Source organism: Prevotella sp. LCP21S3_D2, from assembly GCF_052118345.1.
Taxonomy (GTDB): domain Bacteria; phylum Bacteroidota; class Bacteroidia; order Bacteroidales; family Bacteroidaceae; genus Prevotella.
This window is the reverse complement of the sequence record NZ_JBQKHJ010000001.1, coordinates 96,004-111,488: the sequence shown is the minus strand read 5'-3', so window position 1 is coordinate 111,488 and position 15,485 is coordinate 96,004. Positions and strand designations below refer to the sequence as shown.

The window sequence follows — 15,485 nt, the reverse complement described above, 5'->3', positions numbered from 1 at the left end:
CTTCTTCTTGCCTTAGAGGCAAGCGCCTCGCGGCGTTCATTAAGAATCTGCTGGCATCTGTCGATTGCCTGATTCTGATTCTCTGAATTTACCTTAATTAAATCATTCATAACCTATTGTGATTTTTAAAACGTTGCAAAGATAGGATATTCTGTTCATTTTCGGGGATACTTTTTGATAAAATATGTCTATTTTTCGTTCTTTTTTGATTTATGTCAAAAAAATGTGCAATCGTTGACACAAAATCGTCACATTTCATTCGTTTTATGAAACATTTATGCAACAAATTAAACCTTTTCTCTTGTTTTTCATCTATTATAATAGTTTTTCCTCATTTATGATGGGAAATATGAAAGTGAAGAAAGCGAATGATATAAGAGAATTAGATTTAAACAAATAAATAGAAAGTAAAAATGAAAAAGGTATTTCTTTTCGCTGCCCTTGTGCTTGCATGCACAGCTGGCAGCAATGCTAGCGCTATGAACGAAGCAGCGCTGAATGCTACCAATTCTGAGTTGATGCCGGTTAAGAAGTCAACTAAGAAGACTACTAAAAAAACTTCTTCCAAGAAGACGACAGCTAAGAAATCTACTGCTTCTGCGTCTACAGCATCTGCAGCTCCTACTACTACTTCTTCTTCTGCTGCATCTGCAGCAACCACTACTACCGCTAATAATACTTCTGCTACCGTCAATTCTGCAGCAACCGTAGCAGGCGTATTGGGCGCTATCCTGGGTGGTAGTAATGCTGGTAATGGCAGCAACTCAAGCAGTAATGCAGGAAGTATAATCAACGGAATCCTGAACAATGTAATCGGTTCGGGTACATTCAAGCAGGCAGATCTCTGCCATACCTGGAAATACAGCAAGCCAGGGTGCGCCTTCACCTCAGAGAACCTGCTGGCTAAGGCGGGTGGCGAGATTGCTGCCAGCAAGGTTGAGAATAAGCTGGAAGGTTATTACAAGAAGTTTGGATTCAGCAGTTCCAATACCTACTTCACCTTTAATACCGATGGTACTTTCTCTGCCAAGATTGACGGCAAGGCATGGAATGGCACCTATACCTTTGATGAGAAGACTCATGCCATCCAGCTGAAGGGCCTTCTGCTGAGTGCTTCGGGTTATGCCACCAAGACAACCAATGGCATCAGTCTTCTCTTCGACCAGAAGAAGCTGCTCAATCTCATCAAGGCCCTCAGTGCCTTCAAGGGCAGCTCTACATTGAGCGCCGTAGGCAGTATCGCCAACAATTATGATGGTATGCGTGTAGGTTTCGAGATGACAAAGTAATATAATCTTTATTTAAAAAACAATAAAGCCGTCCTCTTCTAATGATATGAGGGCGGCTTTTTGTTTCGATTTTTATATCTTGGCTTATCGCTTTTGCGGTTTAATATATTTCCTATTTCACCTCAATAAGGAGCGGATTCTTCAATGCATCCAGATAATCCTTGATGCGGATTTGCCATTCGGCATAGCTTCTTACATCATATTTGCTCCATGCTGCACCGAAGTAGTAGCTGTATTTCTCCCCATTCTTCAAGCCGCGTTTCAAGCCGAGCGCATGACCGGTAGCACCATCGTGCTTCTTATCGAAGAGCTGGTAGTAGGTATTGTCAACACCATAAGGGAAGAGAATGCCTACGTAAACCTGTGAGTTGTTTACTTCGATATTATCTGTAGGATCGGCATAACTTACATAATCCTTGGCGAAGGTCTTGCTCTCGGTATCCTCCTCGTGGATAGGGAAACCGGTGGCGAAATCGGTAGGAGTGGTCAAGCCGTCGTACCATACGGTCATCCGGTTGAAGTTGCTGCCCTTGTCGAGCGAGATGATGCGGTGCTCCACCACGTTCTTCATATCGCCTACGGCAGATGGGTTGTAAGTCAGTTCTACGGTGAAGCGGAGCGGACCGTTATCCAATATCCTGTAATCCTTGTAGCAGTAAGGCAGAACCTGGTTCTTGCCCACCATGAGGCTTGGTGCACCCAATCCCAGGGTAGCGCCCACACGATAAGGATCCAATCCGTTGCCATGGTCGAGATGGAAGGAGGTGAGGATATCCGTCTCTCGTGATTCTGTCTGAAGAGCCTTGATTTGCTTGGCAAGAGCAGCAGCCTTTGCTGTGTTCTTCTCTGCCTTCTGCTGCTTTTGCATAGTTCTTACCCTGGCATCAATCTTGTCGCCCTTGATATTGCCGTTCATATCCTTGATGTATCGCTCGTAAACCACGGTATCCGGAGTATTCTTCACCCAGATGTCGGTACCGAAGGAACGCTCGCCGGTCTTCTGAAGGGTAGGGCCATATACGCGGTAGGCGCATCGGTCGTTCTCCCATGCGATATCATCCTTTCTTATCTTATAGAGAGCGCCGGTGGCATAAACCTTCTGCTGGTAAGGCTTGCCGATGGATACGTAGTAAGTGGCAGAGCCGTGAGGGCGTATGCTTGCATCTATGAGCAGAAGGCCATCGTGGGTAATCTGCGAGCCAATCTGCTGTCCTCGTTTGTTCTTCACGATGTAAGCCTCTCCCTTTTTAGGGGCAGCATTGCCCAGTTTCGCCTTCACCTCGTTCATGCTGAGGGAGATAAGTTCTGTGCGTGATGCGGAAGTAGGATTGCTTACCACGATAGTGGCTTGCTGAGCATGGCAGTAGTTAGAACCTGCTAAAGCCAGGAGCATCATCAGGCTCTTAGCCGTGGTGCCCTTCATCATTTTTCCATGAATCTTTTTCATTTTGATTTGTTTGTTTTTGTTTAATACGGATGAATAGTTGTAGATACAGAATAAAGATTTCTCGCAGTTTTGTAGAAAGAACTGCGAGAAATGCCTTTTATTCTTCTATAACGGAGATATCCATGCTGATATCCTCCTTAGGTCTATCACCACGCATAGTTTCACAGTTCTGGATTTTCTCCACGACATCAAGGCCTTCTTCCACCTCTCCAAATACGGTATATTGGTTATCGAGGAATGGGGTTCCGCCTACTTCAGTGTAAGCCTTCTGCTGCTCCTCGGTAAACTTTGGGTATCCCTGCTCCTTGCAGCGCTTCTTGGTTTCATCCACCAGTTTTTCCTGTAGTTTCATTAAGCCATCGCGGTCGCGGTTGCGGCGGAAGTTCATAATTTCATCATGATGCTCCTTGGCAAGCTGGTTGAAGATATTCTGCTCCATCTGCATGCCCATCTGCTTCTCCATCTGTTTCAGTTCGTTCTGCTTGTAGGTCTTTCCCCATACAATATAAAACTGGCTGCCGCTGCTCTCACGGTTAGGGTTCACCTCGTCGCCAAGGCGTGCAGCGCTCAAGGCACCACGCTTGTGGAAAAGTTGTGGATAAACGAACTCGGCAGGGATGGTGTAATCAGGTCCTCCCGTGCCCAGCATTTTGCCTTTAGGAGCGCCCTTGCTCTCTGGGTCACCGCCCTGGATCATAAAATCCTTGATGACACGGTGGAAGAGTGTGCCATCGAAATATCCCTCCTTTGCCAACTTGATGAAGTTGTCACGATGCTGAGGTGTCTCGTCGTAGAGGCGAACCTTGATGTCGCCCTCTGATGTCTTTATCAATACTTTAGCCATAATAATTTATAATCAGTATATTTTATTAATCGGTATATGTTGTAATCGGTATATGTCGTAATCAGTATATGTCGTAATCGGTATATGTCGTAATCAGTATATGTCGTAATCAGTATGTTCTTTTTACCTTTTTACTTTTTTACCTTTTTACTTTTTTACCTTTTTACTTTTCATAATACTCATTCCACTGCTTCATAGCCTCCTGCCAGTCGGTCTGTTCACCGCAGGCTACAGCTTCCTTCTGTCTCTCAGCCTCGTCGCGAGCCTTGTCTCTTGCACGTTTTGCCTTCATAGCCTCGATGGTGGCATCGTCGAGAATCTGGATAGCTCCACGCTTGATGGCATCCTGCAGTTCCTCCTCGCCGAAAGCCTTGCCAGGCTCATTGAAGTCAGAGATATTGAATTCATAATCCACGCGAAGGTCGTGGCGTATCATTTTCTGTTGTAAACGGTTGCCTGCGTTCTTGAGTCGCAGCAACTTGCCGATTTCTTTGATTTCTCCTGCTGAGTATTTATTTCTTCCCATTAATATGATTTGATATTATTATTTCTGTGTGCAAAATTAAGCATAATCCTCGATAAAACCAAGAAAAGTTTTAAGGAATTCACAAAAGAGTCCCTTTATCCTTTTACCTTTTTACTTTTTTACCCTTTTACCTTTTTACTTTTTTCCCCTTTTACCTTTTTCCCCTTTTACCTTTTTACCCTTTTACCTTTTTACCCTTTTACCTTTTTACCCTTTTACTTTTTTACCTTTTTACTTTTTTACCTTTAAATCACTTCCATGCCTTCTTCTGGTTCAGCTCTATCAGACGGTCGAATTCAAAATCGGCTTTGATTTTATCCAATATTCTCTTTACGATGATATTCATCACGCTTCCTTTGCTGTAGTTGGCAGAGCACATGAAGTTTACTCGTCCCTCCTTGACAAGCTGGCAGGCTGTTTTCTGTTTATCCTCGTTATCATATACAGCAATCGAGTGACCGCCATGTTCCTTTACCATCTTCATGCAAGGCACATCGGTTTCTCCATCTCCGAAGTATATCATTCGGGGGAAAGGGATAGGGCGCTTTTCGTCGGGGATATACTGGTTCACTCTTCTGTTGTCGCTCACCTGTTTGATACCTTTGTTGATTTTGAAGAGGAATTGCGTTTTGGTAGTATAGTCTACGGCTACGGCTGGCCAGTAGGCGATTCCCTCCTTGTTGTAGAGAAAGGAGCAGGCGTAGATGTTCTCAAATTCGTGGGCGATAGGTGTGCCCTCTATCATCTCCTTCAGTCCCGAGGAGTTGATGTAGTGCTTTACGTCCAGTCCGATACTGTTGCCATATTCATTCACGAGCGAAAACCATTGTTTTACGCCGCGGAACAGTTCCACATCCTTGCCGAATTTCTGAAAAGATTCCCGGGTGAGCGAGATTTTGTTCTTCTTGGCTTCGTCGAGCATCAGATACATATAGGTCAAAATGCCATTGGCATCCTTACCCTCTGCAAACTTTCTGTTTTTCTCCCAGAACTCGTCTTTTGTCTTGCCTGTAGCCTGTATGAATCCAAACTCCTGCATATTGCCCGGCGACAGTGTGCCGTCGAAATCATAAACCAGTGCTACCTTTGGTCTCTTCTTTGCCATATCTCGTTCTCCTTTCTTTTATATTTACCCTAAACTGTCTATCTCTTTCGGGGGATGTTTTTCTCCCTTAATTTGCAAATATACATAATTTTCAGCGAATTAGCAAACTATTGGGATATAAAAAAACATAATGAAACAAAAAAGGCGTACAAAACCCATTTCTGAGCATTGCACGCCTTATTCCTCTACGATGCTCGCTCTGGCAAATTCTTGTTTTTGCCGGTACCATTATTGGTAGTTCAGGCTCCACAGGACGTGCTATAGGCGAGCATCTGCATCTAACGGTTAAGTATAAAAAAGCTTATTTGAACCCCAAAATCCTTCTTGAAAAGATAGGGGAATATGCACTTTCTATGAAATAGAAAAACATGGAATAAATGTATGCTAGTTGCTCATTTTATGTATAAACGTGCATAAATATAGCGTTTTAATTGGTAAATATTGTCGGTTTATATATTATTAATAATATAAATTCTTAAATTTGCCACGATTTTTGTAATTTTACGCCCAAAAAAGTTTAATCAAAGCAATATTTTGCTTATAAAAATGGGAAAATATGAAATGTATTAAGGTTAGAATAGACCAATTGGGAAGAATCCGGGATTCTGAAATCCTGGTATCTCCTCTTATGGTGTTTTCTGGAGAATCAGGGTTGGGTAAAAGTTACTTGGCTTTATTGTGCCATTACTTTTTCGAATTGTTGATTAATACCAGCAGACTTAATCATTTCTTTGTAGATAACAATATAGATTTTAATGTTCTATCTAAGGATTTTAAAGATGCTGGTACTGCTCTGGAAATAAAAAAACAGGATTTGGAAGCATGGATGGCAAAGGATGCTATTCTTTATCTCCGCTATATGCTGGGATATGATGGAATTTCTGGTCAGATAGAGATAACACTTCCTGAAAGTGTTCCTGATACAATGGCTTTTACCTATAAAAAGGAGCTAACAGGTTTAGTTGATAAAGAGGAGATTTATACAATATTGTCTCTGGGAAATCTGAGATTCAGAATTCAGGAAAAAACACAATTTGATGAGTCTCCATTTGCTTTCCTGTTGCGTTTTGTATTGATTGATTACATCTTTGGCAATTACCAAATGTTGGATAGTACATTCGTTTTGCCACCATCACGTGGTCCTATCTTGACAGAACAAATCATACCTACTACAGGTATGTATTCAGAGTTCCTTAACGATATGGCTGGACTCAATCGTATAAAACCAAGACCTGATACAGCATCAGAAATAGTCTTGAAGTTGTTTAGAACGATTTTGGAAGGAGAAGTAGACAAAGAAGAAACAACTTACATTTATACTACAAATGACGCTTCAATGCCTGTGTCTGCAGCAGCAGCTTCTATTCGTGAAATAGCTCCACTGCAAATTTTGGCAAAGAAACAGGATGTTAGCAGATGTGCAATCTTAGTGGAAGAACCTGAAGCTCATCTTCATCCACTCAAGCAACGTATGATGGCTGATATTATCGGTGCTCTTAGTCATAATGGGGCTATAATGCAAATAACTACTCATAGTGATTATTTCCTAAGGAGATTGAACGAGTTGATAATGTTTGCAAAAGCAAAAAAGACTACGGATGATCCAGATAAGCTTAGAACTCTTTCAGAGAAAGTGAATATTGTTGAGGATATGTCAATAGATGAGTCTATTATAGGCGCTTATTTGTTGCGAAAGCAAGCTGATAACACGTCAATTGCTGTAAAGCAAGACATAAGTAATGGTATTCCATTTGCTGCATTTAGAGATGCGATTTTGGACAACATGAATTATCAAGATATTTTAGGAGATTATTTACAAGATGTCACTGAGTAAAACATTTACAACAATATTCGATAAAGCCATAAGTAATGGGCATGCTCATGAATATAATAACAAATGGGTCGTTGAAGAACATGGACAAAGTGCTACAATGACCCATTTGGAAGTGACAGCCGATGGTAAGTTTTTGGGATTTGACCAGAGCTTGGTTAAAGGAGTAAAAGACACTACTTCCAAGATGTCTTCTAAATTGGACGATAAAGATTGTGATGGTATCGCTTTTCTAAATGACAATTCTAAGAAGGAACACCTTGTGTTTGCAGAATTAAAATCGGGCTTTGATGTTCAAAAAATCACAGGTGCTTTCCATCAGATTACAATGTCGTTTATCAAAATGCATGCTTGGCTATCACTATGCAAGGATTACAACTTAAGTGAAATAAAAGTTCACTTTATTACAGCCTGTAAGTGTTGCAAGGATAAAAATCAAGAAGATAGTGTCAGACTTCGTATTTCTCAAGCCCAACAACTTGGCAAAGACACGTTTGAAACTAAGTTCTTGAAACCATTACTGGATAACCATAATATCAAAGTTAAGTTATCAAGTTTTGGTGATATTCAGAAACTTCCATTCCATGATTGTATATCAGAAAAGGAAGTCAATATGTATCTACAGTTGACAGAGAATTTTCCTGAATCACAAACATCTCTTGCAATTTCTTAAAATAGTTATAACGTAAAAACAGACCGACATGAACTCTCGTTCACATCGGTCTGTTTTTGTCATAACCACCTACTTCTTTTATGCGTTTTTATCACAAGTGGTGTATAAGGAAATCCTTCTTGGGTCATTTTCAAGTCCTCGCCATCAAATTGAGTAAAAAGCAAAAATCCCTTTTACCCTTTTACTTTTTTACCTTTTTACTCTTTTACCTTTTTACTCTTTTACCTTTAAAAGTTTGATTGTCTGTGTTTTTCCCGTGATGCCTGTTACCACGGCGATTCCATTGTCTCGAATCTCCACCTTCTCATATTTGGCATCAACAATCACTTTTCCTTTCAATGTCATAACACCCCAATGTCTGGGAATCTGTTCAAAGGCGCAATAAGCACCGACAGGTTGCGCTATACTGTGGTAGAGAGGTGGCACGATAACTTTGCCATCTACCTTCACACCCCATTTCTTTCCTGCTTGATACAATTCTACATGCCCTGCCTCCGACTTCTCTTGCATTAGCAATAACTCCTGTTCCTCTTGCTTTTTCCTGCGCTGCATTTCTCGCTCATAGACCAGTTTGCCAAGCCGAGGCATCGCAACCATCAAATTCTCGCTTTCTGTTTTGGGTTGATTGCAACCTATATAGGTCTTTTTCAAGCTGGAGTCAACGAAGTAATAATCCTCATGGCTGTCCATGACCACTATGCCACTGTCGTATAGGTCGGCGCACAGCCAATATACATGAGTATGGTCGCCACGTAAAAAACAAGCCTTTTCACTGTTTTCTTTATGCATACGCATAGAGCCGCCATCCTCCACTTTATATATCCATTCCTGACAACCACTGGCTGTAGAGCGTTGAAAGTTGTATATCAAATAATATCCATAATTCCATAGGTCATATTGGGAAGGGCGAAAAGGTAAAGCAAAGTACTCGTAGGTACGAGATCTGAAGAGACCATTATATTCGATAAATTCCCATTTATTGATGGTGATTACCTCGGGAGCATCTTTCGCATGAATGTCCTCGTCTATGACAACTCTCGCCAAGAGGTCGTAGTAACATACCGTCTTTCTGCGAGGTCGATAGGATAAGATATTACCTTGCAAGAACTTCATGTCATAAAAGTTGCCTGGTTCTATCACCTGTTCGCCTTGCCGGTTTACCACCGTCATCTTTCCATCATTCAACTTGACGATGGCAAAATCATCATTGCAATCCACAAACTCCCGATACTTTAGCGACTGCATCAGTTCCTCATGACTCATCACCATCATCATTTCAGAGTCTTGACCAACAGGCATAGTTTCTTGCTTTCCGTACATCAAGAAGAAATCTCTTTCTTTCGGAGTCTCCTTTTTCTTGCCAACTTTCAGCTTTCCCTCGAACATAGCATTCCAGTTCCATACTTGCGAAGGCAATCCAAACACCCGATACAGTCCCACATTATCTATAATCACGCAGTTCTTCTTCCCCTTAGCCACTCGCAGTCCACGTCCCACCATCTGCAGATACTTGGCAAGCGACAAGGTAGGTCGAGCCAACTGTACAAACTCCACATCCGGACAGTCAAATCCCTCCGAGAATATATCCACATTCACGAGTACTTGGATAGGAGCAAGTTCATCAGCAACTCGGTTTACACCGCACAAACAATCTGGCGAATAACCTGATACATCCTTTGATGCGCTAGCCGACAAACAATCTGGCGAGACCTTTGATGCTCCACTCATCCCCAGGCGGTCCCATCCCGCACAATCTGGCGAGACCTTTGATGGTCCGCCAACCTTAGAGCGTAGCGGTTCCGAGCGACGAGGAGGAGCGGTTACATCCCCGCTTCCTGAGGAAGAGGGGCTTGGGGAGAAAGTGGAGCCCTCTTTGGAAAGAGGGACGGGGTGATTCGAAAAATCTCCTTCTTTAAGGGTAAAGAGAGACGGGGTGATTTTCGAAAAATTTTGAGAAGTATTAGAAGATTTAAACCTTTCAATTAGTTCTTTTCGTAAAGAACTTGGCGTTTTACTATCAATGGCAACAGCTGCTATGCCGTGTTCTCTATAGAACTCGGCAATAGCATTGGCATGAGAAATATTGATAGCATACACGATGCCCTTTCTGTCTTTACCAAATTCTTCCAAGCTCCGATAGAGCCTTTCGATACTCGGCTTTTTATTCAGCAGCATATCCATTTCCTTGTTCTGGTAGTCACCGTCTGCTCCTCGCTTCTGCAAGGAGTCGATGAGCCGTTGCGTCACACCATCCGACTTGATGCTCACGAAATCGTATGTTGCCAATCTTCCCTTGCTGATAAACTCGGGAATATCCCATGACTGCACCAAGACATCAAACAAATCCGTGAATCCCTTTCCGTTCAATCGGCAAGGAGTAGCCGTCAGTCCCAGGAACTTAGCCTTCGGGAATCTCTCCCACATCTCCTTATAGGTCTTGGCAAGCGCATGGTGTGCCTCGTCAATCACGATCATTCCCGGTTCTTCCTCTATCTCGTCATAGTGTTTAGCCAACCATTGTATCGACACAGCCTTGATAGGAACATTGAATGCGCTAGCCGACAAACAATCTGGCGAGATCTTTGATGCTCCACTCATCCCCAGGCGGTCCCATCCCGCACAATCTGGCGAGACCTTTGATGGTCCGCCAACCTTAGAGCGAAGCGGTTCTGAGCACCGGAGGGCGGTTACATTCCCTCCTTCTGAGGAGGAGGGGCTTGGGGTGGAGGTGGAGCCCTCTTTGGAAAGAGGGACGGGATGATTCGAAAAACTGAAATTCAAAAGAAACTTATTCAAAGTGTCTTTTATCTGCGACACCAACTCCCTTCTATGGGCAACAATCCAAACATTGCAATTGGAATGTTCCCTCAAAAACGATTCTACGACCGAAGCGAGTAGAACCGTTTTTCCCGTACCCGTTGGCATTTGTGCCATCACGGACCGATGAAGGCGCAACGCCTTCTCAATCCGTTCCTTCATATCCTCTTGGTAATCAAAAAGCTTGATTACATTCATATTTTCAAATTATAATTAAATATTGTTATATTTTCGCCTTATTGGTTGACTACTCCAGATAAATTCATTATCGTTGTCAACCAAAAGATAAAATGATTAATTATGGAACTAAAAGATATATTTTCTAAGCGACTGCGCAACGCACGTCTGATGCGAGGCTTGTCCATGCAACAACTCTGTGTGATGATGAATGATATTGTCACCAAACAATCCGTGTCCAAATACGAACGAGGCGAGAGTATGCCAGAGAGTACCATTCTCATCGCATTATGTAAAGCCCTGAACATTTCCCCCGACTATCTGTTTCGTGAAAATCGTTCAGCTCTCAATAATGTCCATTACCGCAAACTAACTCGCCTGAGTGCTAAGGAAGAGAAATCCATTAATCTCATGGTGGAAGATACCATTGAACGCATCAATGAAATAGAAGACATTTGTGGCATCGAAAGACATTTTGATGCTTCCTCCTTTACTTGTCAAGTAAAGTCTTTAAATGATGTTTTCTGCGCAGCAACCAAACTCCGCACCGATTGGAATATTGGCAATGCCGCCATAACAAACGTCATCAATATCTTAGAGACCAATGGTATCATTGTGGTAGAAGTAGAAGCTTCTGACGCTTTCCATTGCTTCATTTTTCAGAAGATATGGATGAAAAGATGGAAGAACAATACTGCAATATATTTGCCAATGAAGTATTGATGCCAAGACAGACTTTCCTCCAGTCTATTGGCGAAAAACGCCACGATATAGCTTTAGTTGAGTTGAAAAACCTTCAATCAGAATTTGGAATATCTGTTGATGCTTTGATGTATAAGGCGAGATATCTAGATGTCATATCAGAAAATCGCTATACAACTTATTGGAAGAAGAAAAATTTCGATTCCAATTTCAAATCCCAGGTAGAGAAGAGCATCATTGATGACGAGCACAGCACCAGATTCGAGAACCTTATCTATCGTGCCCTGTCAAGTGGCTTGATAACAGAATCCAAGGCTGCCGTCTTACTCAACAAAACGACAGAGGAAGTGTTACATAATTTCGTTCTTGCCTAATGGAAATAGTAATCAGCGATACCAAGACGAACTTCTTCACCATGATATTCTATCGAAAGAAGAATATATAACCAAGCTTAAAGCCTTGCTGGAGTCCAACCATCGCCTTCCGACAAAGGAAATTATGAAACGAATCGAGGATTCTCTTTGATAATGTGCCATGATAACAACTCCAGCTAGTAAACTCATCAGCATAGCCCATTGATTGGGCTATGCCAATAAGCATATTCTAAAACACCAAGAAATTCACAATAAATCAACAAAATCCCCCGAATATAAGTTGTAAACTATTAACTATAAACTATTAACTCTAAACAGTAAACTATTAATTATAAATTGTAAATTATAAACTTCCCACCCCCGGCGGTCCCATCCCGCACAAAATGGCGCAGGGCTTTGATGCCCCGCCAACCTTAGAGCGTAGCGGTTCCGAGCTCCGGAGGGCGGTTACATCCCTAATCCCTATGGTAGGGATTTAGGGCTTGGGTATAGGGTAAGGACCCTCCCGCAGGGGTTTCTGTCCCCTACAAGGGGAACCGAAAGGGTCGTAAAGACTATTGAAGACAGGTGGGGCAAATATAGCACTGTAGGGCGGTTACATCCTTCCCGTCTGAGAAGGGTTTCTGTCCCCTGTGAGGGGAACCGAAAGGGTCGTAAAGCCTATTGTGGCTTGGTTAGGATGTGGAGCTCCCTTTGGCTAAAGGGAGACGGAGGGTTTCGATAACGCATACGTTCCAATCACCCCATAACATACTAGCGGTATGAGAAAGGCAATCGCCATACTGCCCGTAGTATCCGCAATATGCCCCATGATTACAGGAGCAACCGCTCCACCCACAATCGTCATGATGAGTAGGGAAGAGGCAAGCTTGGTCTTTGTACCCGCATCCCTCAATGCCAGCGAGAAGATAGTCGGAAACATGATGCTCTCTCCCAGATACAGGGCGAAGAACGCTATGAGGGATATGGTTCCGCTACATACCACCACAATCAATGTGGCAACAAAGGTGAGGATAGCACAGACCAGCAGCACCAGCCTTGGCTGGATATAATTCATGATGACACCACCAGCCAACCTGCCGATAAAGAACAGACCCATTCCGCCAAAGGCAAGATACAGACTGGCAGTCTGCTTCTCTATATGAATACTCTCCTCAGCATAGTTGATGAAGAAACTGTTCACACCCGTCTGGGCAGCCACATAGAGAAACAAGGTCAGCATACCGAAACCGAATGCCATCACTCGCATCGGCTTCTCCTCAACCTTCTCATTCGTATCCGCCTCATGCGCTCTCCTTGGGTCCGGCAACTTAATCCTTGACAGGACCAGCGCCACAGAAAGCACGAAGATACCCACCAGAGCATAAGGAATGGCGATGTTGACACCCGAGAACAGAAGCTGTCCGCCAACCAGCGGTCCTACAATCCATCCGATACCATTGAGCGACTGCGACAGGTTGATTCTGCTCTCCGCCTTGTCAGGATGTCCCAGTACCGTAGTATAAGGATTCGCACTCGTTTCCAGACAGGTCAGTCCGCATCCTATCACAAACAGCGACAGAACGAAGAAGTAAAAACTGTTGATCCTGCTTCCCGGTATGAACAGCAGGGCACCGATACCGAAGAGAACCAGTCCGGTTATCACACCCCTCCTGTAGCCCCACTTCCGGATAATCCATCCGGCAGGTAGCGCCATCAGAAAGTAGGCACCATAGACAGCAGCCTGCGTCAAGGCCGACATCGCCTTGCTGATATGGAACGACTCCTGGAAATGCGGATTCAGCACCTCTAGGATGCCATGGGCAAAGCCCCACATGAAGAAGAGACTGCTGATGATGAGGAAGGGCACCAGATAGTTATGCCCTTCGTATCTGAAGAAGGATGGCTTCATCATATTTTTCTTTATTCTTTTTTAGACTAAAATCATGGTGCAAAGATACGAAACTTTATTTAGGGTAAAACCACCAATACAGCGTCCCCACAATTTATTAGCGGGTTAGCCGTACCAGTATTTTTGAATAAAGTTTTGATTTTCTAAAATTTAACAATCAAGCGACGGCTTGGGATGTCTTAATTAGACTTTTTCGATTTTTAAAGCAGCTTTAACTAAAAGTGCTTCTGTCATCAAGGCATGACACTTCCCCTCCAATACATAAATAGGAAGGACACCTTAAAACTCTAGACAGAAAAAGCTCAGGTTCTTGTCAAACTTGTGATAATACAAATGGCGCATAGTATTAATACGTTTTTCAATTTGAAGTTAACTTCTTCAAATCATAATACATGAGGCGCGTATGCAACGACTTTGTCATGTCATACCCCAGATTCTCTGCTTCTTGCTGTTCCGTCGAAAACAAAAACAAGAATTCATTCTTTTGATAAAAATCCAATGGAACCATACAGTTATAGGCATCAACTATCAAAAAACGACATCCAGTTTTATTTTCTTCATCAATAAACCAAGATTTTATGAAATCCAATAATTCTGACCCTATACCTTGATGACGAAAGTCAACATTGATTCCAAGCCTTCCTATAAGTACAGCAGGATATCTACGCATTCGTTTCTCTCTAGGAATATCATGAGAAAGTTTACGACCACGACTATTAGGTATGACATCCACTCTGATACTATCATTAGACAAAGTAAACATACAAACAATGGTTTTAGGATCATCATCCAGCACAAAGCAATAAGTTTTACCAAGCAATTCTGCTTTATAACGCATTGCATCATGTAGAAAGAAATCATCCAAATCCTCATCTCCACAAGTAAAAGGATGGCAAGTCGAAAGAATCTCGTCGTCCATCTTTTTAAGTTTACACTTATCTAATAAAAATCCCATAATTACATTCCTGCTTTTTTTAATATAGCACGAGCTATAGCTATTTTCTCTGAAAAATCAACACGTTCTTTACTTTTCATAACATCATCAGCATTGTTGATAAAGCGAATAGCTTCATCACCATGAAGAGTCGGAATAACCTTTATATCTATTGCCATAATCTTATCTCCTATTATTTAGTTTATATATCTTGCCGCCAAAATTACTCTTTTTTCTCGAAACCACCAAGAAAATCGAAAGAAATCTGCAACTCATCAGCAAATTACTACAAAAAACTGTAAACTATAAACTGCTATTTCCAGGCGGTCCCATCCCGCACAAGATGGCGTAGACCTTTGATGGTCCGCCAACCTTAGAGCGTAGCGGTTCTGAGCACCGGAGGGCGGTTACATCCCTAATCCCTATGGTAGGGATTTAGGGCTTGGGTATAGGGTAAGGACCCTCCCGCTGGGGAGGGACAGGTGGGGCATCAACAATACATCCCCTCATAATACTTCTGATACTCCCCAGGAGTAACATGATCCATCCATTCCTGGTTATCGAGATACCACTTCACTGTTTCTTCGATACCCTCCTCAAACTGGAGAGATGGCTCCCAACCGAGTTCCTTCGGCAACTTTCGAGAATCGATGGCATAACGCGGATAAAGAACAGGTAAAGAATGCCTATACAAAATTTTCCATTCATTTACGTTTTATCAAAAAGCAATGAACTATAAGTTATATATGAAACATCTTTATCAATATCTCCGGCTCCTTCTTTGGCGAATTCTTGATGCCATAGACCGCAAGCTCGGACCAGGACCAGGCGACCATCGCCTCTAACCCACATTCAAGGACCCATGCGCATTCTCG

Annotated in this window: 13 protein-coding genes and 1 pseudogene; 5 read left to right on the top strand and 9 right to left on the bottom strand. The window is 42.6% G+C overall.

Annotation, left to right across the window (positions count from 1 at the left end; all coding sequences use genetic code 11):
* The first annotated feature begins 413 nt into the window (after positions 1 to 413).
* Positions 414 to 1,289 carry a DUF4923 family protein gene (locus ACTQ16_RS00545; protein ID WP_441935576.1) on the top strand — a complete coding sequence of 292 codons (876 nt, stop codon included), beginning with the start codon at positions 414 to 416 and terminating at the stop codon, positions 1,287 to 1,289.
* 112 nt (positions 1,290 to 1,401) lie between these two features.
* Here ACTQ16_RS00545 and ACTQ16_RS00540 read toward each other — a convergent pair whose 3' ends face one another.
* The 4 genes from ACTQ16_RS00540 to ACTQ16_RS00525 form a co-directional block, all read right to left on the bottom strand.
* Positions 1,402 to 2,736 carry a DUF4861 domain-containing protein gene (locus ACTQ16_RS00540; RefSeq protein ID WP_441935574.1) on the bottom strand — a complete coding sequence of 445 codons (1,335 nt, stop codon included), beginning with the start codon at positions 2,734 to 2,736 and terminating at the stop codon, positions 1,402 to 1,404.
* Positions 2,737 to 2,833: 97 nt separating this feature from the next.
* Positions 2,834 to 3,580 carry a peptidylprolyl isomerase gene (locus ACTQ16_RS00535; RefSeq protein ID WP_441935572.1) on the bottom strand — a complete coding sequence of 249 codons (747 nt, stop codon included), beginning with the start codon at positions 3,578 to 3,580 and terminating at the stop codon, positions 2,834 to 2,836.
* Positions 3,581 to 3,743: 163 nt separating this feature from the next.
* Entirely contained in the window at positions 3,744 to 4,106 is a 363-nt protein-coding gene (locus ACTQ16_RS00530; RefSeq protein WP_294970965.1) for a hypothetical protein, read from the bottom strand.
* A gap of 250 nt (positions 4,107 to 4,356) precedes the next feature.
* A complete protein-coding gene (locus ACTQ16_RS00525) occupies positions 4,357 to 5,211 on the bottom strand; it encodes an HAD family hydrolase (RefSeq protein WP_441935570.1) in 855 nt (284 codons plus the stop codon).
* 556 nt (positions 5,212 to 5,767) lie between these two features.
* Here ACTQ16_RS00525 and ACTQ16_RS00520 point away from each other — a divergent pair.
* Together ACTQ16_RS00520 and ACTQ16_RS00515 are read left to right on the top strand one after the other, a co-directional pair.
* Positions 5,768 to 7,045, top strand: coding sequence for an AAA family ATPase (locus ACTQ16_RS00520; protein WP_441935568.1), 1,278 nt, complete (start codon positions 5,768 to 5,770; stop codon positions 7,043 to 7,045).
* Positions 7,032 to 7,715, top strand: a complete 684-nt coding sequence (locus ACTQ16_RS00515; protein WP_441935566.1) for a hypothetical protein — start codon at positions 7,032 to 7,034, stop codon at positions 7,713 to 7,715. The genes ACTQ16_RS00520 and ACTQ16_RS00515 overlap by 14 nt, the downstream gene beginning before the upstream one ends.
* A 213-nt stretch (positions 7,716 to 7,928) precedes the next feature.
* Here ACTQ16_RS00515 and ACTQ16_RS00510 read toward each other — a convergent pair whose 3' ends face one another.
* Positions 7,929 to 10,730, bottom strand: coding sequence for a DEAD/DEAH box helicase (locus ACTQ16_RS00510; RefSeq protein ID WP_441935564.1), 2,802 nt, complete (start codon positions 10,728 to 10,730; stop codon positions 7,929 to 7,931).
* A gap of 102 nt (positions 10,731 to 10,832) precedes the next feature.
* Here ACTQ16_RS00510 and ACTQ16_RS00505 point away from each other — a divergent pair, with 102 nt between their 5' ends.
* Both ACTQ16_RS00505 and ACTQ16_RS00500 read left to right on the top strand, forming a co-directional pair.
* Entirely contained in the window at positions 10,833 to 11,432 is a 600-nt protein-coding gene (locus ACTQ16_RS00505) for a helix-turn-helix domain-containing protein (RefSeq protein WP_441935562.1), read from the top strand.
* Complete coding sequence (locus tag ACTQ16_RS00500) at positions 11,390 to 11,785, top strand: ImmA/IrrE family metallo-endopeptidase (protein ID WP_441935560.1); 396 nt, start codon at positions 11,390 to 11,392, stop codon at positions 11,783 to 11,785. The genes ACTQ16_RS00505 and ACTQ16_RS00500 overlap by 43 nt, the downstream gene beginning before the upstream one ends.
* A gap of 697 nt (positions 11,786 to 12,482) precedes the next feature.
* Here the strand turns inward: ACTQ16_RS00500 and ACTQ16_RS00495 are convergent.
* From ACTQ16_RS00495 to ACTQ16_RS00480, 4 genes and pseudogenes are all read right to left on the bottom strand, one after another.
* Entirely contained in the window at positions 12,483 to 13,679 is a 1,197-nt protein-coding gene (locus ACTQ16_RS00495; protein WP_441935558.1) for a sugar MFS transporter, read from the bottom strand.
* Between the two features lie 355 nt (positions 13,680 to 14,034).
* Positions 14,035 to 14,595, bottom strand: a complete 561-nt coding sequence (locus ACTQ16_RS00490; protein WP_256621126.1) for a GNAT family N-acetyltransferase — start codon at positions 14,593 to 14,595, stop codon at positions 14,035 to 14,037.
* Positions 14,596 to 14,633: 38 nt separating this feature from the next.
* A complete protein-coding gene (locus ACTQ16_RS00485; protein WP_218417773.1) occupies positions 14,634 to 14,789 on the bottom strand; it encodes a hypothetical protein in 156 nt (51 codons plus the stop codon).
* Positions 14,790 to 15,100: 311 nt separating this feature from the next.
* Positions 15,101 to 15,271, bottom strand: a pseudogene (locus ACTQ16_RS00480) (dTDP-glucose 4,6-dehydratase); the annotation flags it as partial.
* Between the last annotated feature and the right edge of the window lie 214 nt (positions 15,272 to 15,485).

Coding starts and splice junctions, on each gene's coding strand:
- ACTQ16_RS00545 (WP_441935576.1), top strand. CDS start 414: ATGAAAAAGGTATTTCTTTTCGCTGCCCTTGTGCTTGCATGCACAGCT.
- ACTQ16_RS00540 (WP_441935574.1), bottom strand. CDS start 2,736: ATGAAAAAGATTCATGGAAAAATGATGAAGGGCACCACGGCTAAGAGC.
- ACTQ16_RS00535 (WP_441935572.1), bottom strand. CDS start 3,580: ATGGCTAAAGTATTGATAAAGACATCAGAGGGCGACATCAAGGTTCGC.
- ACTQ16_RS00530 (WP_294970965.1), bottom strand. CDS start 4,106: ATGGGAAGAAATAAATACTCAGCAGGAGAAATCAAAGAAATCGGCAAG.
- ACTQ16_RS00525 (WP_441935570.1), bottom strand. CDS start 5,211: ATGGCAAAGAAGAGACCAAAGGTAGCACTGGTTTATGATTTCGACGGC.
- ACTQ16_RS00520 (WP_441935568.1), top strand. CDS start 5,768: ATGAAATGTATTAAGGTTAGAATAGACCAATTGGGAAGAATCCGGGAT.
- ACTQ16_RS00515 (WP_441935566.1), top strand. CDS start 7,032: ATGTCACTGAGTAAAACATTTACAACAATATTCGATAAAGCCATAAGT.
- ACTQ16_RS00510 (WP_441935564.1), bottom strand. CDS start 10,730: ATGAATGTAATCAAGCTTTTTGATTACCAAGAGGATATGAAGGAACGG.
- ACTQ16_RS00505 (WP_441935562.1), top strand. CDS start 10,833: ATGGAACTAAAAGATATATTTTCTAAGCGACTGCGCAACGCACGTCTG.
- ACTQ16_RS00500 (WP_441935560.1), top strand. CDS start 11,390: ATGGAAGAACAATACTGCAATATATTTGCCAATGAAGTATTGATGCCA.
- ACTQ16_RS00495 (WP_441935558.1), bottom strand. CDS start 13,679: ATGATGAAGCCATCCTTCTTCAGATACGAAGGGCATAACTATCTGGTG.
- ACTQ16_RS00490 (WP_256621126.1), bottom strand. CDS start 14,595: ATGGACGACGAGATTCTTTCGACTTGCCATCCTTTTACTTGTGGAGAT.
- ACTQ16_RS00485 (WP_218417773.1), bottom strand. CDS start 14,789: ATGGCAATAGATATAAAGGTTATTCCGACTCTTCATGGTGATGAAGCT.